Source organism: Sphingobium sp. JS3065 (genome assembly GCF_026427355.1).
In the GTDB taxonomy this organism is placed as follows: domain Bacteria; phylum Pseudomonadota; class Alphaproteobacteria; order Sphingomonadales; family Sphingomonadaceae; genus Sphingobium.
The window spans coordinates 43,168-62,137 of sequence record NZ_CP102667.1 but is presented as its reverse complement, the minus strand read 5'-3'; the positions used below and the strand labels follow the sequence as shown (position 1 = coordinate 62,137).

General features: G+C 59.7%; 23 protein-coding genes and 1 pseudogene. 16 read left to right on the top strand and 8 right to left on the bottom strand.

Annotated elements, in window-relative coordinates; genetic code table 11:
- Window positions 1-201 precede the first annotated feature (201 nt).
- The 5 genes from NUH86_RS23865 to NUH86_RS23845 form a co-directional block, all read right to left on the bottom strand.
- Entirely contained in the window at window positions 202-522 is a 321-nt protein-coding gene (locus NUH86_RS23865; protein ID WP_122129343.1) for a hypothetical protein, read from the bottom strand.
- Window positions 523-638: 116 nt separating this feature from the next.
- Window positions 639-1,229: a thermonuclease family protein gene (locus NUH86_RS23860; RefSeq protein WP_020819817.1), complete on the bottom strand. Its 591-nt coding sequence runs from the start codon at window positions 1,227-1,229 to the stop codon at window positions 639-641.
- Window positions 1,223-2,098, bottom strand: a complete 876-nt coding sequence (locus tag NUH86_RS23855) for a toprim domain-containing protein (RefSeq protein WP_238532685.1) — start codon at window positions 2,096-2,098, stop codon at window positions 1,223-1,225. The genes NUH86_RS23860 and NUH86_RS23855 overlap by 7 nt, the downstream gene beginning before the upstream one ends.
- A gap of 117 nt (window positions 2,099-2,215) precedes the next feature.
- The gene (locus tag NUH86_RS23850; protein ID WP_006949648.1) at window positions 2,216-2,998 is read right to left on the bottom strand and encodes a hypothetical protein; all 783 of its coding nucleotides are present in this window, start codon (window positions 2,996-2,998) and stop codon (window positions 2,216-2,218) included.
- Window positions 2,999-3,300: 302 nt separating this feature from the next.
- Window positions 3,301-3,453, bottom strand: coding sequence for a hypothetical protein (locus tag NUH86_RS23845; RefSeq protein WP_006949649.1), 153 nt, complete (start codon window positions 3,451-3,453; stop codon window positions 3,301-3,303).
- A gap of 255 nt (window positions 3,454-3,708) precedes the next feature.
- On the opposite strand from NUH86_RS23845, the gene NUH86_RS23840 reads away from it, so the two are divergent.
- From NUH86_RS23840 to NUH86_RS23765, 16 genes are all read left to right on the top strand, one after another.
- On the top strand, window positions 3,709-4,017 hold the full coding sequence (locus tag NUH86_RS23840; RefSeq protein WP_004213195.1) for a hypothetical protein: 309 nt from the start codon (window positions 3,709-3,711) through the stop codon (window positions 4,015-4,017).
- A gap of 397 nt (window positions 4,018-4,414) precedes the next feature.
- Entirely contained in the window at window positions 4,415-5,080 is a 666-nt protein-coding gene (locus NUH86_RS23835; protein WP_004213200.1) for a lytic transglycosylase domain-containing protein, read from the top strand.
- A 21-nt stretch (window positions 5,081-5,101) separates the two neighbouring features.
- Window positions 5,102-5,443 (top strand): TrbC/VirB2 family protein, encoded by a 342-nt coding sequence (locus NUH86_RS23830; protein WP_004213202.1) that lies wholly within the window; start codon window positions 5,102-5,104, stop codon window positions 5,441-5,443.
- Between the two features lie 6 nt (window positions 5,444-5,449).
- The gene (locus NUH86_RS23825; RefSeq protein ID WP_006949650.1) at window positions 5,450-5,794 is read left to right on the top strand and encodes a type IV secretion system protein VirB3; all 345 of its coding nucleotides are present in this window, start codon (window positions 5,450-5,452) and stop codon (window positions 5,792-5,794) included.
- On the top strand, window positions 5,781-8,165 hold the full coding sequence (locus tag NUH86_RS23820; RefSeq protein WP_006949654.1) for a VirB4 family type IV secretion/conjugal transfer ATPase: 2,385 nt from the start codon (window positions 5,781-5,783) through the stop codon (window positions 8,163-8,165). The genes NUH86_RS23825 and NUH86_RS23820 overlap by 14 nt, the downstream gene beginning before the upstream one ends.
- 37 nt (window positions 8,166-8,202) lie before the next feature.
- A complete protein-coding gene (locus NUH86_RS23815; protein ID WP_267253211.1) occupies window positions 8,203-8,892 on the top strand; it encodes a type IV secretion system protein in 690 nt (229 codons plus the stop codon).
- Window positions 8,893-8,894: 2 nt separating this feature from the next.
- On the top strand, window positions 8,895-9,200 hold the full coding sequence (locus NUH86_RS23810; protein ID WP_006949657.1) for a hypothetical protein: 306 nt from the start codon (window positions 8,895-8,897) through the stop codon (window positions 9,198-9,200).
- Window positions 9,201-9,243: 43 nt separating this feature from the next.
- The gene (locus NUH86_RS23805) at window positions 9,244-10,260 is read left to right on the top strand and encodes a type IV secretion system protein (RefSeq protein ID WP_004213214.1); all 1,017 of its coding nucleotides are present in this window, start codon (window positions 9,244-9,246) and stop codon (window positions 10,258-10,260) included.
- Window positions 10,261-10,270: 10 nt separating this feature from the next.
- Complete coding sequence (locus NUH86_RS23800) at window positions 10,271-10,591, top strand: hypothetical protein (RefSeq protein ID WP_267253193.1); 321 nt, start codon at window positions 10,271-10,273, stop codon at window positions 10,589-10,591.
- 9 nt (window positions 10,592-10,600) lie between these two features.
- The gene (locus NUH86_RS23795; protein WP_004213217.1) at window positions 10,601-11,284 is read left to right on the top strand and encodes a virB8 family protein; all 684 of its coding nucleotides are present in this window, start codon (window positions 10,601-10,603) and stop codon (window positions 11,282-11,284) included.
- On the top strand, window positions 11,281-12,123 hold the full coding sequence (locus NUH86_RS23790; RefSeq protein ID WP_004213222.1) for a TrbG/VirB9 family P-type conjugative transfer protein: 843 nt from the start codon (window positions 11,281-11,283) through the stop codon (window positions 12,121-12,123). Before NUH86_RS23795 ends, NUH86_RS23790 begins: the two co-directional genes overlap by 4 nt.
- A gap of 1 nt (window position 12,124) precedes the next feature.
- Window positions 12,125-13,393, top strand: coding sequence for a type IV secretion system protein VirB10 (virB10, locus tag NUH86_RS23785; protein WP_267253192.1), 1,269 nt, complete (start codon window positions 12,125-12,127; stop codon window positions 13,391-13,393).
- Window positions 13,390-14,382: a P-type DNA transfer ATPase VirB11 gene (gene virB11 / locus NUH86_RS23780; protein ID WP_267253191.1), complete on the top strand. Its 993-nt coding sequence runs from the start codon at window positions 13,390-13,392 to the stop codon at window positions 14,380-14,382. Before virB10 ends, virB11 begins: the two co-directional genes overlap by 4 nt.
- 193 nt (window positions 14,383-14,575) lie before the next feature.
- Window positions 14,576-16,276, top strand: coding sequence for a type IV secretory system conjugative DNA transfer family protein (locus NUH86_RS23775; RefSeq protein ID WP_416365402.1), 1,701 nt, complete (start codon window positions 14,576-14,578; stop codon window positions 16,274-16,276).
- Window positions 16,266-17,444, top strand: a complete 1,179-nt coding sequence (locus NUH86_RS23770; RefSeq protein ID WP_267253189.1) for an LPD7 domain-containing protein — start codon at window positions 16,266-16,268, stop codon at window positions 17,442-17,444. The genes NUH86_RS23775 and NUH86_RS23770 overlap by 11 nt, the downstream gene beginning before the upstream one ends.
- A 39-nt stretch (window positions 17,445-17,483) precedes the next feature.
- Entirely contained in the window at window positions 17,484-17,864 is a 381-nt protein-coding gene (locus NUH86_RS23765; protein WP_267253188.1) for a hypothetical protein, read from the top strand.
- A 35-nt stretch (window positions 17,865-17,899) separates the two neighbouring features.
- On the opposite strand, the gene NUH86_RS23760 is transcribed toward NUH86_RS23765, so the two are convergent.
- The 3 genes and pseudogenes from NUH86_RS23760 to NUH86_RS23755 all read right to left on the bottom strand — a co-directional run bounded on the left by NUH86_RS23760 (window position 17,900) and on the right by NUH86_RS23755 (window position 18,963).
- Window positions 17,900-18,460 carry a recombinase family protein gene (locus NUH86_RS23760; RefSeq protein WP_004213255.1) on the bottom strand — a complete coding sequence of 187 codons (561 nt, stop codon included), beginning with the start codon at window positions 18,458-18,460 and terminating at the stop codon, window positions 17,900-17,902.
- A 29-nt stretch (window positions 18,461-18,489) separates the two neighbouring features.
- Window positions 18,490-18,624, bottom strand: a pseudogene (locus NUH86_RS24950) (Tn3 family transposase); the annotation flags it as partial.
- Between the two features lie 72 nt (window positions 18,625-18,696).
- Entirely contained in the window at window positions 18,697-18,963 is a 267-nt protein-coding gene (locus NUH86_RS23755) for a hypothetical protein (protein WP_019054813.1), read from the bottom strand.
- Window positions 18,964-18,970: the final 7 nt, after the last annotated feature.

The following is an 18,970-nucleotide window of genomic DNA, read 5'->3' as shown; positions in this document are numbered from 1 at the left end:
TCCGCCAGCTTCATTCCAGAAGGCTTGCCAGCGTTCTGATTCAGCGCGGAGAGCTGCGGCGCGCTCATCAACCGCCCGCAAGCGTCTATGATAATCGTGAGGGGACCTGCTCATGAAAACGCTGTGAGCCTGATTGGATAATGGATGGTGGTGTTCCAGGGTTAATGCCTGAATTATCAACGCAAGGCATGGGGTTAGAGATCAAAGCCCGGAGAGCGCGAAGCACGCGGCGATCGAGCTAACCAGAGCGATCAGGAGAACGGGACGCCTCGGCGCTGCACTGACGGTGATGGTCGCGCCGGCGCAGGCCCATAGCAAGGTGGCGGCGGGACCGGCCCGGTAGATCAGGAAGCCGATATAGCTGTTCGGCAGGAACTGCGGATAATCGACAATCAGGCGTGCGACGATCCCGCCGCCTGCGAGAATGAGCGCGGCGATCAGCCATGCCGCGATTGCCTCGATGCGCGGCGATGCACTGTGCCTGGGCGCGGCCTGCATCGTCGTTCGCGTCGCATCATTCATGCTGATCTTCCCTTATAGCCCTGACCGTCACCCGAATGGGCGGAGACGGCTTTGCTGGCTCCGTGGAGCCGCGCGGCGCAGCCGTGTGGTGGAATAGGGCAGGTTCCCGGCTCCGATCATTTGCACTTGTTCGGCAGCTGGCCCCTCTCGATCGCCAGATTCCTCATCGCCTCGTAATCGACACCCCAAAGGCCTCGTCGCTCATCGGCAGCGTCTTTCATGAAACGGGCATAGGCCAGCCCTGAATGTTGCCTGTAATCAACGGCATATCCATGGCGCACCATCGTTGCCGAAACAGATGCCCCATTCGACCGAAACCGGCACGACAGGTTAGACCGGCCCCAGCTCGTCCGCCGCGTGTTGCATATCGGCTCGATCGTCAACTTTTCGTCCTGAAAATCGCTCGTGCAATCCATGCCGCCATTTTGCTTCACCAGCTCTTCCAAATAGAGCTGCGCTGCGATCTTGGGCACATTGCCCTTGCCGTCCTCATCCGGCGCATCAATTCCCGACAACCGCACCCGCTTTTTATCGAGCGTTTCGAGCGTATCGCCGTCGATAATGCGCGGGTTCTCGACATGGATTGAAACCGGCTCGCTATTCCTCGCCTGCATCTGATTGAACAGCGCGCCGAACGCGAAAACAGAGAGAATGGGCAACGCGATTTGCTGATTTCGCGGCCATTTTTTGAAACCTCGGATCAGCACCTGGCTCTCTCCTGAAGAATGTCGTTCCAGTCCATCGGCGCCGGGGCTGGCGGGAGGATGATTTTCAGTTCGCGGTCGTTGGCAGTGAGGTGGTCGCGCGCGTCCTCTATGGCCTGTGCGGCTTCCTGGCCGTGTTGCGAGTAGATGACGATTTTGCGGATGCGTTCGGGGATCGCGATCAGGCCATAGCGGCGAATGCCGCCAGCGCCCCACACCTTGAATTTCCCGTCACTAAGCTGGGTGACGGAAACGGCTTCCTCGAAGCCTTCCGCGAGGCGCAGAACATCGCCGGTTGGCTGGCCGCCGATCCGCATGGCGGCGTGTCGGACCAGGCCGAGCGTCAATTTCGCCTCGCGCAGCGCCGCATGGTAGCGTTTCTCGCCGGTTGCTGGATCGAGCAAGATCCGCTGCACGGCGATTATGCCTTCGTCGGCCTCGAACGGCACGAGAAGGGCAGGATGCTCTTCGCGGGCGTCGGGCGGACCAACGATGCAGCGCGGAGCGAAGCGGAGCTTGAGGCCGGTCGGGTCGATTGCGCGCGAACGCAGATAGCGTTCAGCCGCGGTGCCTGCGATCGGCACGGCGGAATCCCATAGTTGGAGGGCGAGCTTCCGGCGCGAGGGTTCGGGCGCGCGATCGACCGTTTCACCGCTCGTGTGGCGATTGATTTTGCGGCTGTTGAGCGCGGACCAGACGGCTTCCTGACTGCAACCGGCCCAACATTTGAATAGGACGGCCTTCTTGCCGGGGGTGACTTGGAGCGACGGATTGCGGTCGTTGTGGGCTGGACAGCAAACCATGCCATATGAGCCGCGCCAGTGGCCGCCCATATCCGCTACGATCTGACGTGCGCGTGCTTCGACGTCCATCTGCATCGAACTTCTTTCGTCAACGGTATCCCGACATTGGGATTTATACACATTTCACGATGGCGGGCAAACGGTCGGGATACATGCCAATATCGCGCATGGCCCGACTAGGGCCATTCAATATAAATATCTCCGCCGGTTATCTTCACTTGCGGATGACTCACGTTCTTTCGCCTCAATCGCTTGGCCCAGGCTGGCGAGAATGTCCGCCAGCTCGCGCTTGTCCCGCTCTTCGCGGGTTAGCTCCCATAGGGGCAGCTGATCCCTCATGCGCTCCATGTCGCGCGCCGCCTCGATCTGGCGATATTGTTCGCAAGCGGGGGCTGGATCGGCCGCGACGCCGCGACGGCGGCGAGCAGCGAAGATTTTCGAGAGGAAGGCGGGGAAGAGGAAGCGATAGGCGTTCGTGGCCTGCTTGATGCGCGGGCCAGCGCCTTGCGCTTCGTGGTCGGGAACCGGCTCGTAGCGCCTGAACCAGTCGATAATTCGCGCGTCTTTGAGACGCGAAAGCGCCTGAACGACGCAATTCTTGCTGAGGCCGGTTCCATCCATGATGGTGTGAAGACTGGGGAACAGCGCGCCAGTGCTATAGTCGATGACGCGGGCCAGGAACTCGATGATCTGGATGCCGGCCTGTCCGATAGCTCCGTTGCGAATGCGCGGTGTGGTTGTCCGCCGCTGCGCGAGCGTTTGCCGCTCGTAGAGCTTTGCGGCTTCGATCATCTCGCGCATCTGGCGAGCATTGCGGATCGGTGTGTAAGCCTTGGCCCGCTTTTCGTGGCCTACGGCGATGCTGCCGGCCCAGACTTTGACGCGCGGTTTTTCGGCACGCGCAAGCAAGGCGCGGTCGATCGTGGCGAGGCCGGTGCTACGCAGCACGGCGCCTATGGAAGTGGTCATGCGGACCTCCCTTCGTCGGTCCCGCGAGGCCAAGCACCATCGCTCCCGAAAGCACGCTTTCGAGATTGACTTTCGCCGCAGCACCACCGATAAAGAGAGCCAAGTTAGAAGCGCTCACTTCGGTGGCACAAACAGCCCTCGCTCAGCCAAGCGAGGGTTTTTTGTTGTCCTGTCGCCTCGGGGAGCCACCCCGCACGCAACAGATGAATCGCCGACTCCAAGGCGGAATCAGCGCGTCATAACTGGCTCAAGTTTAAGGGGTTGGCAAGAATAAGCGTGCGCGCACGCTTATAACGCGCTCGTCACGCCAATTTGCGGTAGTGGCGCAGATAGTCGGGATATTCGATCCCGCGTGCCTTCAAGAGATTGATCGTCGCCTCTTCGACCAGGGCAGCAACGGACGTTTGTTCGCGCTCAGCGAGGTTCTTGATCTCGGCCGCCAGCTCGGGTTTCACCGATGCTGCGAGATTTCGCGTGTTGGCGCGGCTCGGCCGACGCCGGGGCAAAGGAACCGGGAGAAGAGGGTCTTCCTGTCTTTTCGGGCGCGCCATAGGTCTAGAACACAAGAGGTTGGTGTGGTGCCGGAATAAGCGTGTTGACACGCTTAATGGCTGTAATGTGGTTGCGCGGCAAGAGACGACAAGCCGGGTTGCCCTCGCCGTCAAAGCGAGGATAGACATATCCTAATCGGTAAAAGGGAATAAATCACGATGCCGCATAGCGACGATTGGCAGTATGATCCGATCCTTGAGCGCGAACTAACCACCCGCCGCCCTGCTGGGGGAATGATCCAAGCGGTCGAAATTGCGCAACTGCCGTCGAGTGAATGGATCATCAATGTCAAAGTATCGTGGCGTGGCGATAAGTGGCTGAATGTCTGCCTATTCGAGCAACCAACGCTTAAAACCTACAAGCGACTGTCAAGCGCTGTGCGGCATGTCGTGCTCGATTACGGCTATGAGGATGACCATATCCGATTGGTTCCCGACAAACAATGCAGCAACAAATTGGCGTTTTAGGCTTCCCTTTCCCCCTCATCGTGATATGTGCATAAATCTCGATGACGAGGGAGAAAGCGATGAAAGCTTTTAATTTCGCGCTCGCGACCGCCTTGGTGGGGGCTGCGGTGCAATCGACCCCCGCTGTAGCGTCGGATAATACTTGGGCATGTGAGGTTGTGCTGTGCATCTCCAACCCGGGTGGTCCGACGCAATATCCAGCCTGTGTTCCACCGATAACGAAACTGTGGCGCGTGCTGGCTCTCGGCGGCAGCTTCCCGACATGCACGGGCGGGGGCATCGCCAAGACCAAATACAAGAAGCCGGATGATGGGAGGCCTGGTCGCTTGACGGTCACTTGGACTGACGGGCGGCAACAGACCTACTATCAGCCGCGCAACTGACCGGGAGCGGGAACGTGTTCCTCGAAACCGGAGCCGTTCTTTCGCTGGCGGCGCAATGCGCCCCAGCGGTAGCGCCGCATACGATCGCCGCGATCGTGGATGCGGAATCTTCGAACTATGTTTTTGCGATCAACGTCAACGGCGTGGCCAGTCAGCCTCGCCGTCCGCGTAATGAGGCTGAGGCCATCGCAACCGCGCGCTCCTATGTGGCTCGCGGCTACAGCGTGGATCTCGGCCTCGGCCAAATCAATTCACGCAACATGGGATGGCTCGGCCTAACGTGGGACACTGTTTTCAAGCAGTGCTCCAATATCGAAGCGGCAGGCCGGGTGCTCCTGTCCAATTTCCGTTCGGCCAAGACGGGGCGCACCCCGCAAGAGGCCCTTCGGGTCGCACTCAGCATGTATAACACAGGCTCTCAATCGAGAGGTTTCCGCAACGGCTATGTCGCCCGCGTGGAGAACGCAGGTCGCCGCGTCAGCGGTCGGCCTGCGACCGCAATCCCGACTGTCATCGTGGGCGATCAGCCCGCCAGCGCCGCCATGAGCGACACTGGCGCCGGTCGTGTGCCGGTGGAGCTGGCGGAAATCGCAGCGGAGAACATGGAGGCGGCTCCACCGCCTGCACCGCCTGCGTGGGATGTTTTCGGCCGCGCCCAACACGCGCGGATTGGTTCGTAAGGCGAAGATAGGAGTTGTCGAATGTTTCGTATCTGGAAGATCAAGGCTGAATCCCGGCTCGATGCGCTGCTCGCGCGTCTCAAGCCCTCGCCGCTCATGGCGCGCGCGCTGCCCCTGTCGCTGCTGGCAAGCCTGCTCGTAGCGGAGCCGGCTTTTGCGCAGGCAAACTTTGAAGGCCTGGCCGACAACATTCTCGGCCTGCTGAGCAACGGTTTGCTCCGCACGCTTGCGATCATCGCGATCATCGTCGTTGGCCTTCTGTGGTTCCTCGGCCGCGCGTCGGTGCAGATGCTCGTCACGGTCGTAGTTGGCGTGGTGATCGTGTTCTCCGCGCCTTGGATCGTCGACACGATTACGGGGTGATCGGGGATGGACGGTCAGGAAGAAATGACAAAAGACCCGCTGTTCTTGGCCGTCACCCGCCCCGCTTTGTGGGCGGGTGTTCCCATTGAAGCGGGCGCGCTCATCATCATGGCGGGCGCAATCACGTTAGTTGGTTCGGGCAATCCTCTCTACGGCGGCGCGGCCGCCGTCGCGCTTTATGCGATGGCGCGGCTTATCGTTCGGCATGACGTGAACGCATTCCGGCTGATCTTCCTGTGGGGCCGGACCAAAGCGGCGAACCGGAACCGCGTCTTTTGGGGTGGATCGAGCTACACGCCGCTGCCGCTCTACGGAATCAAGCGAAAGGGATTTGGTCGTGGTGTTCGGTAAGAGCGCGCTCGCGGAGAAGGTGCCTTTTGACAAGGCCAAACGGGAGGAAATGCCCGAGAAATTCTTGCCGTATTCGCGGCATGTCAATGAGCATGTGGTCGCCCTCGATAACGGCGATCTGATGCTCATGCTCGAACTGGATGGACGGCCCTTTGAGACTTCGGACGTGCGCGATCTGAATGATTGGCACACGCGCCTCAACGGGGTCTGGCGCAATATCCATGACGAGCGGCTTTCGATCTGGACGCACATGTTGCGGATGCGCGTGCGCGACTATCCAGGCGGCACGTTCCGCTCGCATTTCGCCGCGAAGCTCGATCAAAAATACTATGAGCGGATGACGGCCGAACGCATGTTCCGCAACCGCTTCTTCATGACGGTCGTGATCCGCCCAACAGCAAACGCGACCGACAAGCTGATGGATTTCCTGCGCAAGAAGCAGGAGGACAAGAACGCCAATATCGCGGAAGCTCTAGAGCTGCTGGAAGACAAGGTGCGCGATCTGGAAAAGCTGCTGCTGCGCGTTCGTCCGCGCCGTGTCGGCATCTATGAGCACCGGGGTCTCCTGTTCTCCGAACCGCTGGAAATATTGAACCAGGTGATGACCGGGCGCTATCGGCGCTGTCCTCTGGTCCGTGGCCGTCTCGGCTCGGCGCTCTATGCGAGCCGCGCCATCATCGGCGCTGAGACATTTGAGGTCCGCGACGCCGATCATTCGATGTTCGGCGGCATTTTCGGCATTCGCGAGTATCCGTCATCGACAACGCCGCGCCAGTTTGAATCGCTGCTTTCGGTCGATTTCAGCCTCGCCATAACGCAGTCGTTCACGTTCCTGTCGCGCACAGCGGCAACAGAACGGTTTCGGCTTCGCCAGACCCAAATGGCGAACGCCGGTGACAAGGCGATCAGCCAGATGGATGAGCTGATCGACGCGGCCGACGATTTGCAATCGAACCGCTTTGTGCTGGGGGACCATCATTTCACGCTGACGGTGTTCGCGGAAGATTTGAAGAAGCTGCGCGATAACATGTCGATCGCGCGCGCGGCGCTGGCCGATACGGGCATGGTCGCCGCCCGCGAAAGCGCGGCGCTGGAAGCTGCCTATTGGTCGCAGCTGGTCGGCAACTTCGCGTGGAGGGCGCGCCCCGCGCCGATCACGTCATATAATTTCTCGGCGTTCTCGCCCTTCCATACGTTCCCTGCAGGGCACGAGGACGGCAATCATTGGGGGCCTGCGGTCGCCTTGCTCAAGACAAGCGCTCGCAGCCCCTATTACTTCAATTTCCATTCGGCAGACCTGGGCCATTCGATGGTCATTGGTCCATCGGGCGGCGGTAAGACGGTGCTGGTCAACTTCCTGATGGCGCAGCTCGAAAAGTTCAACGCGCGCCATATCTTCATCGACAAGGATCAAGGCGCGGAAATTTTTGTCCGAGCCAGCGGCGGCACCTATCTCGCGCTGCGCAACGGGGAACCTACGGGCTTCGCTCCGCTCAAGGCGCTCGACAATACGGCTTCCCATCGCGCGTTCCTCGGTCGCTTCATCCGCCAGCTGGTGAAGCAAGAGGGGGCGCCGATCACGGTGCAGGAATCGCACCTGATCGACGATGGCATCGAAGCCGTGATGAAGCTGCCACGCGAGCAACGCTCGCTGTCGGCGCTGCGGACCATGCTCGGCATGTCGGACTCGGGCGGCGTCGGCGCGCGCCTAGTCAAGTGGACCTCCGAGGGGAACCTTGGCTGGGTTTTCGATAATGAGGAAGATTCCATGTCTCTCGAAGCCCGTTTCGTGGGCTTCGATATGACCGACTTCCTCGAAAACGCGGAAATCCGCACGCCGGTCATGCTCTACCTGTTCGAGCGGATAGACGCGCTCCTGACAGGCGAGCGCATGGTTATTGCGATTGACGAATTTTGGAAGGCGCTGGCCGATCCGGCGTTCACGGCATTCGCGCAGGATGGCCTCAAGACATACCGCAAGCGCAATGCGTTCCTCGTCTTTGCAACACAGTCGCCTGCGGACGCGCTGCGGTCCACGATCAGCCATTCGATCTTGGAGCAGGTCGCGACGAAAATCTTCCTGCCCAATCCGTTCGGCCAGCGCCGGGATTACATCGAAGGCTTCTCGCTCTCGGAGGCGGAATTTAAGCTGGTGCGCGAAGAGCTGTCGCCGGAAAGCCGCAAATTCCTCGTGAAGCAGGGCCATGACTCCGTTGTGGTCGGCCTGGATCTCATTGGCATGGACGATGAACTGGCCGTGCTGTCGGGGCGCGCTGAAACAACGGGCGTGGCCCGCGAAGTGATTGCCGAACTGGGCAATGATCCGAAGCTCTGGTTGCCGGAATTTCACCGGCGCCGGCGCCCAAGCTGAAAGGAGTGAGACTATGAAGCAGCTTATCTTGGCGGCTGTGTCGATCGGGAGCCTTGCGGCCGCGACGCCAGCCAGTGCGCAGGGTATCCCTGTGTTCGATAGCACGTCCGTGCTCAAGCATATCGAACAAATCCAGAAGACCATGCAGATGATCGAGCAAGGTCGCCAGCAGATTGCGGAAGCGCAGCAGCTCTACCAAGGGTTGAACCAGCTGACCGATGTTTCCTCGATCGCCAACCAGCTTAAGACGGATTCACTTCGCACCCTGGGCGTTGATGTGAACTCGCTCGAACGCATGGCGCGCGGCGATTTTGGCGGCGGCGGCAGCTACGGCGGGCGATCTGATGCGATCTATCAGGACATGCTCGAACGTCTCGGCGTATCCGCGAATGGCGATCAGACTGACGTTCGCTATCAGACAGCTCGCTCGATCGCGATGGACAAGGCCATGGCCGAAGGCATGGGCGAAGCGGCCACATCGCGCGGTGAGGGTCTGGAAGAGCTGCGCAATCGACTTGCGACCGCATCAACAGCCAAGGAAGTTGCTGACCTTCAAGCGCGCATCCAGCTCGAAAGCGCGTCGATGATGAACGACCAGCTCCGCGTCGAAGCGTTGGAGCGAGCGCGCAGAGCGGAGGCCGCGGCGCACACGGCCGAAGCTTTTGCGGACAGGTCGCGCAAACGCGATGAGCAGCGTGCGCGAGCGCGGGCGGCAGCTGGAATTTGACCATGAAGAAAATGGTCCTTCTTGCGATCAGCGCAGCCGGCTTGCTCGCCGGCTGCGAACGCGCGCCCACATTTCCCGAGATTTTAATGACCTATCATGACGTTGATTGGCTCAAAACTCATGAAGATCAGATTCCGGTGATCGTCGCTGAGTGCGACAAGATCGTGAACAGCGAACTCAAACAGTCGGACCTCCCCATGCCAGTGGCTCGCAATTGCGGAGGCATAAAGAACAAAATCGCCTCCATTGAAAGGTCGCGGAAACGTGATGAGCAGCGTGCGCGAGCACGGAAGGCAGCTGGAATGTAAGGCTGTAATAACAGCTTGAATTATATCTAATCGGAGCGGTCTGGTGGAATACGATCTATTTACGAATGCCTATCAGGGCTTCACCAACGAACTCAATTCGGTAGTTGTGTCCAACTATGCTGGGTTTGTTGGGTGGATCGCTGGACCGCTCCGCACTGGCATGATCATTTACATAATCCTGCTAGGCTACGCGATTATGCGCGGGGCCGTGCAATACCCCTTCCGCGAATATGTCTATCGCTCGCTTATGCTGGCCGCGCTCTATTATGCTGTGACAAACCTCTATGGAGCATCGCTCGCACAGATGATCGTGACCGGCCTGCCGCATGAGTTTGCCTCGATCGTAGGCGGCTCACCGGACGGCGTTGGTGGGTCTTTCGATGGGATGTGGGCGCGGGTCGATGATGCACTGCTCGCGATGCAGGATGCGACCGAGAAATACGCAGAGGAACACGCCTCACTGACTGATATTCCCGGCGCTGCGGCCGCAATTATGCTGTGTATCGGTGCCACTATCATCATTCTTTTGACAGCGATCGCGGCTCTGTTCGCACTGGCTGTCGGCTTTGTGATCGTGCTCTATGCGCTGTTTGCGCTCGCCTGTCTGGCGGTGGTCGGGCCGATCTTCGTAGCAGCGCTGCTGTTTGATTCCACCAGAAGCTACTTCTTCTCATGGCTCGGCAGCGTCCTCAACTTTCTGATGTTGTCGCTATTTGCGATGCTTCTTGTGCTCGTTGTGGCCAATGTCGCTGAATCGGCAACAGCAACATTCGATGGCGATTTTGACAACATCTGGAGCACCTGTATCCGGATCATCGCGTTCTACATTCTCGCCTGCTTTTTCTTCATCCAAATCCCCGGAATAGCTGCCTCACTTGGCGGCGGCGCGGCTGCAATGGTGACGCAGTTCGGCAACGCGGTGACGAAGGGTGGCGGGGCAGTTGCAACGGGCGCAGGGCACGCGGCCAGCGATGCCCGCGCCATGGGGGCCAGCATGGGGCGGGGCTTCTCGTCGGCGGTTCGCCGTTGGCGCAACCGAAACACAATCACCAGAGCTTGAGGGAACGAATATGCGCAAGTTGCTTGGACTCGGAATCTGCCTGGCGCTGGCGGCCTGCGCAGGTCAGCCCGTCAAAAAGCCAGCCAAATGTGAGGGGCCGATGCGGCCTGCAAATCCGCATGGGCTTACCCTCCCCTCAATCCCGGAGCAGGCCGCACAGCGAACCGCGCCGGCAAATGTGGACGTGTTCAATCAGGGTGCACCGGCAACGCCGGACGCGGCCCCGGCAGACCCCTCCACTCCGGGCAATGAACAGTCGGACGCATCGCGGGCGGTCGAAGTGCCGCGTCTAAGCGCCTCGCTGCGCGGCCCGATCTACTCGAATTGCTGAGGTGTTACGATGGCAGTTGGTATTCCAAAGGACGAGCTGAAAGCCTATTTTGAAGAGGCTGCAAGCTGGGAACGTGACAAGCTTGCGGCGGCCGAGCGCTCCAAAAAGCTGGCGTGGGTCGTCGCTGGCGTTGCTGGCGCCCTGGCGACTGCTGGCGTTGTGGCCGTTGCAGCCCTGACGCCTCTAAAAACGGTCGAGCCATATGTTATCACGGTGGACCGTAACACGGGCGAGGCGTCGATCGCCGCCAAGCTCCACGGTGACGCGACGATCACCTATGACGAGGCGGTCCGTAAGTATTTCCTCGCTACCTATGTCCGCTATCGCGAAGGCTGGATAGCGGCCGCTCGCGAAGAATATTTCGATGCGGTCATGGTCATGTCGGCGCGGCCCGAACAGGATCGGTGGTCACGCTTCTACAAGACCGACAATCCCCAAAGTCCGCAAAACATCCTTGCGAACCGCACTGATGTTTTTGTCGAAATCAAGCGGGTGTCGTTCCTGGGCGGCAACGTCGCGCAGGTCTATTTCACTAAGGAATCTGTGACCGGCTCGAACTCGACCAAAACCGATGCCGTCGCGACCATCAAATACAAGGTCGATGGCACGCCGAGCAAGGAAGTGGACCGCTTCAAGAATCCGCTTGGCTATCAGGTCGAGAGCTATCGCGCTGACGTGGAGGTGCCCCAATGACCGTGTTGAAGTGGAGCGCCCCGTTTGCGCTCGCGATCGCGCTAGCTGCGTCGCCGGCGATGGCCGAAGAAACGCCTCATGCGACGGTGCTCGATCACCGGGTTCGTGAAGCGAACTACAATGATCGGCAAGTCTATGAGATTCCGGGTGTATTCCGCATCGCCACGGAAATCGTCTTCGCCAAGGATGAAGTAGTCGAGCATGTGGCGTTGGGCGATACCGTGTCTTGGGAAGTCGCACCGGCTGCCAATTCGCTTTTCATCAAACCGCGCGAGCGCGCGGGTCGCACGAACCTGACAGTCATAACCCGTTCACGCTACGGCCCGCGCAGCTACCGCTTCGCTCTGTCGCCAACGCAGCGCGGCAGCGGCTTCTATACGGTCGTTTTCCGCTATCCTGAACAGGAAGCGGCCGAGGCGCAGGCGCAAGCCGCAATGGCCCAGCTGGCCCAGCTGAAAGCCTTGGAACGCGGCGCGGTGAAGTCCGCGCTCGATATTGGCGTGCTGGAAGGCACACGCAACGCCGATTACATCATGCAAGGATCGACGGCCATCCAGCCCTCCGAAGTGTCTGACAATGGACAGTTCACCGTGATGCGCTTCCCCAACCAGCGTGAATTGCCGGCGTTCTTCGTCGTCAATCCTGATGGATCGGAAGCCATCGCCTCCTTCGATGTGCGCGATGAATATGTGGTGCTGCACGGGGTTTACAGGACAATCCGGCTGCGCCGGGGCCTCGAAGTGCTCTGCATCCACAATCAGAAAACCGACTATTACGGGCGCGATCCCAAAACTGACACGGCCTCTGGCCTAGTCGAGCGAACCACGGGGGTTCAATAAAATGGCTGCGAACGATCATGACAACGCGCCGCATGGCGACAACATCATCTCGCAGGGCGAGACGGTCGAAAACCGGCCCCTCGCGTCTGAGCCGGTGCCCGATCCCGAAGATATTGAGCGGCAAAGCGAGCGCCAGGCGAAGATTGCCGCTCTGCCGAACAGGTCGATCGACCCCAAAAAGGCGGTCGTTCTCGCGGCGGTTGCCTGCGGCGCGATCGTTCTCGGTTTCAGCACAATCGACGCGATGCGGAGCGATCCAACCGAAAAGGCCGAGAAAGCGGAAAAGCCGGATGAAAGGCAGCTCGCCAACTACGATCCCAAGTCGATCATCGCGCCAACGCTTGCCGATGCGCCGAATGATCCGAACGCGCCGGTGCCCATGACGGAAGTGCCGGCGCTCGATGGAAGCCAAGCGCCCCGCACAGCCGGTGCAAGTGGCCGCCCCCAAAAGTCTGAGGGGCAAGTCATTGCAGAGGCCCAGCGCCGTGCCGGAATCATGGCTTATGGTGGCGAAAACGGCGGTGGGGTCGGTGGAGCGGTGGCAGCTGCCACCGGCCTGCCCATGGGCGGCGGCACAGGAGCACAGGGCGCGCAGTTGATTGGTGCGTCGGCCGATGGCGATGGGCAAGGTGGATCGCGGCGGACCAATCTCGAAAACATGCGCCAGACCTCGCAAATTGATCGGGTGTCAGGCCGCGACATTGGCAACCGCGATATGCTGATCCTCGCGGGGTCGTTCATTCCATGCGTGCTGCAAACCGCGATGGATTCCAGTCAGCCCGGATATGTCAGCTGCATCATTCCCCGCGACATTTATTCGGACAACGGCCGCGTCGTCCTGCTGGAAAAGGGAACGCGCGTCTTGGGCGAATATCAAACCGGCGTCCAGCGCGGCAAATATCGTCTCTTTGCGGTATGGAACCGCGCGGTCACGCCTCGCGGCGTGGCGATCGACGTAGGTTCGCCCGCCAGCGATGCGCTTGGCCGTTCAGGTATGGCAGGCGGCGTGAAGAACTTCTTTTGGGAACGCTTCGGGGCCGCGCTGTTGTTCAGTTCGCTCAACGATGCCGCCTCGATCGCCGCCTCGGAAGTCTCCGACGCCGATAATGTCACGCGGGTTCCCAGCCAAGCGTCGGACACGATCTTGCGGGACACGATGCAGATTCAGCCGGTGCTTCGCATCAATCAGGGCGCGGAAGTGGGAATCATGGTCGCGCGCGACTTTGATTTCTCCAACATCTACGGCCTGCGGCTTCGGCGCAGCCAATGAGCAATACGGCGGTCCTCGAAAACGCCTTACTGCCGCTGCGCCCTCTGCTCGCGCGTGAGGACGTAACGGAGCTGGTGATTAACAAGGCTGGCGAGGCGGCAATTGAAACGCGCGATGGGTGGTCCTGGGAGACATTGCCTGACCTCAATGAAAAGTCGCTGCTCGCGCTCGCGCGGGCAGCGGCGGCTTTCACGCATCAGGACATAAGCCAGTCCACGCCGATCTGCTCCACAATCCTCCCCAGCGGTGAGCGTGTGCAGCTGGTTGTGCCGCCTGCTGTCCCTGCCGGCACCGTGTCCATCACCATCCGCAAACCGTCATCGGTGACGTTGACGATGGAGGACTTCGAGCGCGGTGGGCTGTTTAGCGAGACAAAGATCGCGACTAGGCAAGTCTCGCCGCTCGATGTTGAATTGCGCGATCTGCTCGACGCAGGAAAGCACGTCGAATTTTTCCAAAAGGCGGTCCGAGGCCGCAAGAATATCCTGATTTCGGGCGCTACCGGCTCGGGAAAGACGACGCTCTCTAAAGGGCTGATCCAGCTCATTCCGCCGCATGAGCGGCTGCTGACGATCGAAGACACGCGCGAATTGGTCGTTCCGCATCGCAACGTGGTCCACATGCTCTACGCGAAGGACAAGCAGGGCACCGCGAAAATCTCTGCAAAGGATCTTCTGGAATCGGCCCTGCGTATGCGGCCTGACCGGATACTGTTGCAGGAGCTGCGCGACGGCACCGCGTTCTTCTATCTCCGCAACGTCAACTCAGGCCATCCCGGCTCAATCACGACGATCCATGCGGACTCGGCCGAACTCGCGTTCGAACAGCTGACATTGCTGGTCAAGGAAAGCGAGGGCGGCGCCGATCTGGCCCGTGACGACATTCGCAGCCTGCTCAAGCTGCTGGTTGATGTGGTCGTGCAGACCAAGAAGGTCGAAGGCCGCTTTCGCGTGACGGAGATATATTTTGATCCAGAAAACAGGCTCTAACAGGCTCGCACTGGCCCTCGTCCTCCTTCCGATCACACTGCTGCTGATCGGCCTGCTGACCGGCACGGTGGCGTGGTTCTTTCTCAAAATGCCCGCCGCGGCTTATGATCCGCTCAGGCTCCCCGGCTTCTTCTGGTATTACCGCCATGATCCTGTCGTGACCGAAGCGCTCTGGCGAGGCGCGGTCATAGGCGTGCCGCTGCCGGTGTTGCTTATGGCTATCGTCCTGCGGCCGAAAAGGAACCTTCACGGCGAAGCCCGCTTCGCGCGCGAAGGCGAAATCCGCAAGGCGGGCCTTCGCGCTAAGAAGGGCATTGTGCTCGGCCGCGTCCGCAATGGCTTTTTCCGCAACGGCTTTCTCATGGTGGGCAAGATGGAGCATGTATTGCTCGAAGCGCCTACCGGATCGGGCAAGGGCGTTGGCATCGTCATCCCGAATCTGTTGCAATGGCCGGATTCGGTTGTCGTGCTCGATATTAAGCGCGAGAACTATGAAATCACGGCGGGTTTTCGCCGCAAGGGCGGCCAAAAGGTTGTGCTGTTCAACCCTACGGACAGGGAAGGCCGCACGGCCCGCTACAACCCGCTTAGCTATATCAACAGGGCCGATCCAATAGAGGTCCTGGTCGAATTGCAGAAGATTGCCACGATGCTCTTCGTGCCCCCGGAGAAGGGCGAGGCATTCTGGACGGAATCAGCCCGCACGGCCTTTGTCGGCATTGCATCGTGGATCGCGGCCAAGCCTGAACGACCGTTCTCTTTTGGCGAGATATACCGGACTATCACGATGCCGGGGATGAAGGCATTCTTCGCCAAGGAAGCCGGCGATAGCGCGCTATCGGAAGGGTGCCGCGCCGCATTGAGCGATTTTACGTCCAGCGCGGACAACACATTCACCGGCATTATCCAGACCGTCACCTCCAAGCTCAATCTCTGGATCAATCCAATTGTCGATCGCGCGACGGCCGAAAGCGACTTTTCCCTGACAGACCTTCGCCGCATACCGACCTCGATCTATCTCGGCGTCTCACCGGATGAACTCGATAGGGTCGCGCCGCTCTACAATCTGTTTTTCCAACAGCTGATCGATCTCAACACGCGGCAACTGCCCGACGATGGCGAAAAGCTGTCCGTGCTGCTCATTCTGGACGAATTTGCTCGGCTCGGCCGCGCCCAGGTCATTGCAAATGCGTTCTCCTATGTGCGCGGCTATGGGCTCCGTCTGCTTCCCGTCATCCAGTCCCGCTCCCAGCTGCGGAATGTCTATGGGGAGCATGGCGCGGACGAAATCGTATCAAATTGCGGGGTCGAAATTGCGTTTACGCCGAAGGAGCTGCGGGTCGCAAAGGAACTGTCGGAACGCCTCGGCTATCTCGGTCAGGATGCGGAAAGCCGGTCCCTGACGATACATGGATTGCTCGCCAATCGAAGCAAGACAGTCTCCGAACAGCGTCGCGCGCTGATGCTCCCGCAAGAGCTGATGCAGCTGCCCGAAGAAGATATTCTCGTCATCCGGGGCGGTATCCCTGTCATTCGCGGCAAGAAAATCCGCTACTTCAAGGATGCCGTGTTCCGCTCGCGCTTGACGCCTGCGCCGGAAGTAGCGGCGCTGCCCAAGCCAATCGCGCCGATCGCGCCCGTCGATGATTTGAGCGATGAAGAGCTGGCGGCTTTCAACGACTATTCCGCGCTGGCCGATGACCAGGTGCAGGACATTCCCGAAGACGTTCTCGCCCTCGATCGCGACATGCCGAACCTTACAGTGAAGGACGGCAGCATGGCATTCGATGAAATCGACTTCGACGACATTATTGGTCCCGACCCGACGAAAGAGGAGTGGGAAGGTCAGCGCCGGGATCTAGTTCTGAGTGAGGGAGAAGAATATGGCCGATGATAGCACAAGCCCGCGCGCAGAAACCGAACCGCGCCCCTTCGAGATTCACGGAGTAGGCTCAAGCAAGCAATCCTTCGCTACTCTGCCCGATGCAATGCAGGCTTACGTCAAGGTGGACACGGGCAATCACTCGCTGAGGATGCAGAAAGATGGCAAAACTGCACACCTTGTATCTACGGACTGGCAGAACGACGGTTCGACGCCCGTAGGGCAATACCTAAGCCCAGCCATTAAAGAATATCACGGCGCGGTGAAACGCGGGGCGCCTACGAATGAATTGGAGCAACGCGAGCGCGCCGCGTTAGCTGATATTGAAGCTTGGCCCCGAACGGTGAAGCGTGAAGCCGCACCGGCCGCCGTAACCGACAAATCGCTGAATATTCATGAAGGCGAACGGTCCAGGGCGGAACGGCAAGAGGCGTCAGCGCCCACTCGTTCCGATCCACCGTCAAAGGCGGCGGACCAAAGCAAGAAGGTCAATGACGCCGCCTTGGCGCTACCGGCCCAGCTCGAACGGAAATATCTGCGGGTCGGCGACGACCTGTTCCGTAGTGGACGCGACGACAAGCCCGATATGTCGATCAAAGGCCAGGACGGCATTCGGATCAACAAGGACCATGCGATTGGCGATGCGGTCGCCATTGCGAAGCATAATGGCTGGCAGTCGATCCGTGTTCATGGCAGCGATGATTTCAAGAAGGCGGTCTATCTGGAAGCCGCCCGCGCCGGTGTCGCCGTCAAAGACTTCGAGCCTTCTCCCCAGCTGAAGCTTGAGGGAGAAAGACTGGCGGCGCGTGACAAGGCGCGCGAAGCTCAAGACCCTACGAAAAGAGCGAGCATGGCAAAGCAAGACCCTACCGAGTTTCGCGCAGCGGCCGAACAATTCCGCCGCAACTCCCACCGCGAGAATGCGACCGATCCGCAATTCAAGGCCGCGCAGTCGCACGTCCTGGCGGCCTCAATCGAAGCTAAGACGCGCTTTCCCAAAAAGGAGGATCAGGCGCGCTACATCGAGAACGCGAAGGAAACGGTGGCCAAGCGGATTGAGAACGGCGGACCGATTCCTGCGGCACGCTTCGAGCAACAGCGCCAGAATGAGGCCACCCGCATAGCCCGCGAGGATTTGACGCTTCGCCAGCAGGAGAGAAAGCCGTCCCGCTCGCGCTAAGTGCATGGCACATGCCTTTTGGAAACAGGAAACCGCACGATGAACATTCCCCGGCCTGATCCGGTGCCATCGAGAGGCGTGTCCGATCTCGATCGTCACATTGAAACCTTGCTTCGCGTGATTCATTCCAGAAACCTCGCTTGGTCTGATCTAAGCGAAGTGGGTAAACAGTTGGAACGCCCTCTGACAGACGTTGAGCAATTGCTTACAAATGTGGGCGACGACGCCCATGAAATCACCCTTGCTACCGAGACGATCATAACAGCCCTCAAGCTGCAACGTGATGCGCTCGCGATCCAAAGCTCTCGCCGTAGAACACGCTTCGGCTCGATGCTTCTGCTCATGATCCCCGTGTTCTTCGTAGGTTTGATGATTGGCACATCATACGGGATAGGCGTCACCTCAAGCTTTGTACGCTGAACAACGATTTTCCGGACATAATGTGAACATTGGTGTCAGGCAGCGGCGCGAAGGTACTGGTAGAGGGTTTCGCGGCTGATGCCCATGTCGCGCGCGATGGTCGCCTTGCGTTCACCGGCGGCAACGCGGCGGTGCAGATCGGCAATCATCTCATCCGAGAGCGACCGTTTCCGCCCCCGATAGGCGCCGCGCTGCCGAGCGATCGCAATGCCTTCGCGTTGCCGTTCGCGGATCAGGGCGCGCTCGAACTCAGCAAACGCACCCATGACCGAGAGCATCAGATTGGCCATCGGGGAGTCCTCCCCCGAGAAGGACAGGCTTTCCTTCTCAAACTCGATCCGGATACCTCGCTTGGTGAGGCCCTGGACCAGCTTGCGCAGGTCATCCAGATTGCGGGCCAACCGATCCATGCTGTGGACGACGACGGTATCGCCTTCGCGGGCGAAAGTGAGCAGAGCCTCAAGCTGGGGGCGGTTGACGTCCTTGCCCGATGCCTTGTCGGTGAAGGTCCGATCGAGCGACTGACCTTCCAATTGGCGATCCACATTCTGATCGAACGTGCTGACCCGGACATAGCCGATCCGTTGCCCCTTCACTGGGGGCGTTTGCGGGAGGGGGCGGAATCCTACGCTAAGGATTTTGGCCAGCGATATTCCCCGGTTAGATTGATGTGTTCCCATCCCAACGGCGAGACGTGGGCGAGTAGATCAGGCGCGATATGGGTACCGCTGGCGGCCCGGGTATTGACGACCTCGCCGAGCTTCATGGGGTCACTGCACGAAAGTGAAGTTTACGTACGCTAGGATCGAACGAACGGCGAACACTGACGGTGCTAACGTCGGAAGGGTATGACGACAGCCTGGTCGAGGAAGGCGCGCATACCTTCTTCATCGACGGTCTGACGAAAAGCGGCATGCGCGGCATCATCAGTCGCGAACAGGTTGTCCCAGACCGTAGACGTTCCATACTCGTTTTCGACTTCGAGCGACCAGCTCGGCTCATTTTCCAACCGAATGATGTTCACTCTCACGGTGACGCCCTGCTCGGTGACGATACCAGACAGGCTCGAGGTAACGATGTTGGGATCGCGTTCGTTCATCACTCTT

Excerpts from the sequence above, each read along its gene's own strand:
- NUH86_RS23865 (WP_122129343.1), bottom strand. The coding sequence starts at position 522 with ATGAATGATGCGACGCGAACGACGATGCAGGCCGCGCCCAGGCACAGT.
- NUH86_RS23810 (WP_006949657.1), top strand. The coding sequence starts at position 8,895 with ATGAAGAAAATGGTCCTTCTTGCGATCAGCGCAGCCGGCTTGCTCGCC.
- NUH86_RS23765 (WP_267253188.1), top strand. The coding sequence starts at position 17,484 with ATGAACATTCCCCGGCCTGATCCGGTGCCATCGAGAGGCGTGTCCGAT.
- NUH86_RS23755 (WP_019054813.1), bottom strand. The coding sequence starts at position 18,963 with ATGAACGAACGCGATCCCAACATCGTTACCTCGAGCCTGTCTGGTATC.
- NUH86_RS23855 (WP_238532685.1), bottom strand. The coding sequence starts at position 2,098 with ATGGACGTCGAAGCACGCGCACGTCAGATCGTAGCGGATATGGGCGGC.
- NUH86_RS23790 (WP_004213222.1), top strand. The coding sequence starts at position 11,281 with ATGACCGTGTTGAAGTGGAGCGCCCCGTTTGCGCTCGCGATCGCGCTA.
- NUH86_RS23830 (WP_004213202.1), top strand. The coding sequence starts at position 5,102 with ATGTTTCGTATCTGGAAGATCAAGGCTGAATCCCGGCTCGATGCGCTG.
- NUH86_RS23800 (WP_267253193.1), top strand. The coding sequence starts at position 10,271 with ATGCGCAAGTTGCTTGGACTCGGAATCTGCCTGGCGCTGGCGGCCTGC.
- virB11 (WP_267253191.1), top strand. The coding sequence starts at position 13,390 with ATGAGCAATACGGCGGTCCTCGAAAACGCCTTACTGCCGCTGCGCCCT.
- NUH86_RS23840 (WP_004213195.1), top strand. The coding sequence starts at position 3,709 with ATGCCGCATAGCGACGATTGGCAGTATGATCCGATCCTTGAGCGCGAA.
- NUH86_RS23850 (WP_006949648.1), bottom strand. The coding sequence starts at position 2,998 with ATGACCACTTCCATAGGCGCCGTGCTGCGTAGCACCGGCCTCGCCACG.
- virB10 (WP_267253192.1), top strand. The coding sequence starts at position 12,125 with ATGGCTGCGAACGATCATGACAACGCGCCGCATGGCGACAACATCATC.
- NUH86_RS23825 (WP_006949650.1), top strand. The coding sequence starts at position 5,450 with ATGGACGGTCAGGAAGAAATGACAAAAGACCCGCTGTTCTTGGCCGTC.
- NUH86_RS23770 (WP_267253189.1), top strand. The coding sequence starts at position 16,266 with ATGGCCGATGATAGCACAAGCCCGCGCGCAGAAACCGAACCGCGCCCC.
- NUH86_RS23795 (WP_004213217.1), top strand. The coding sequence starts at position 10,601 with ATGGCAGTTGGTATTCCAAAGGACGAGCTGAAAGCCTATTTTGAAGAG.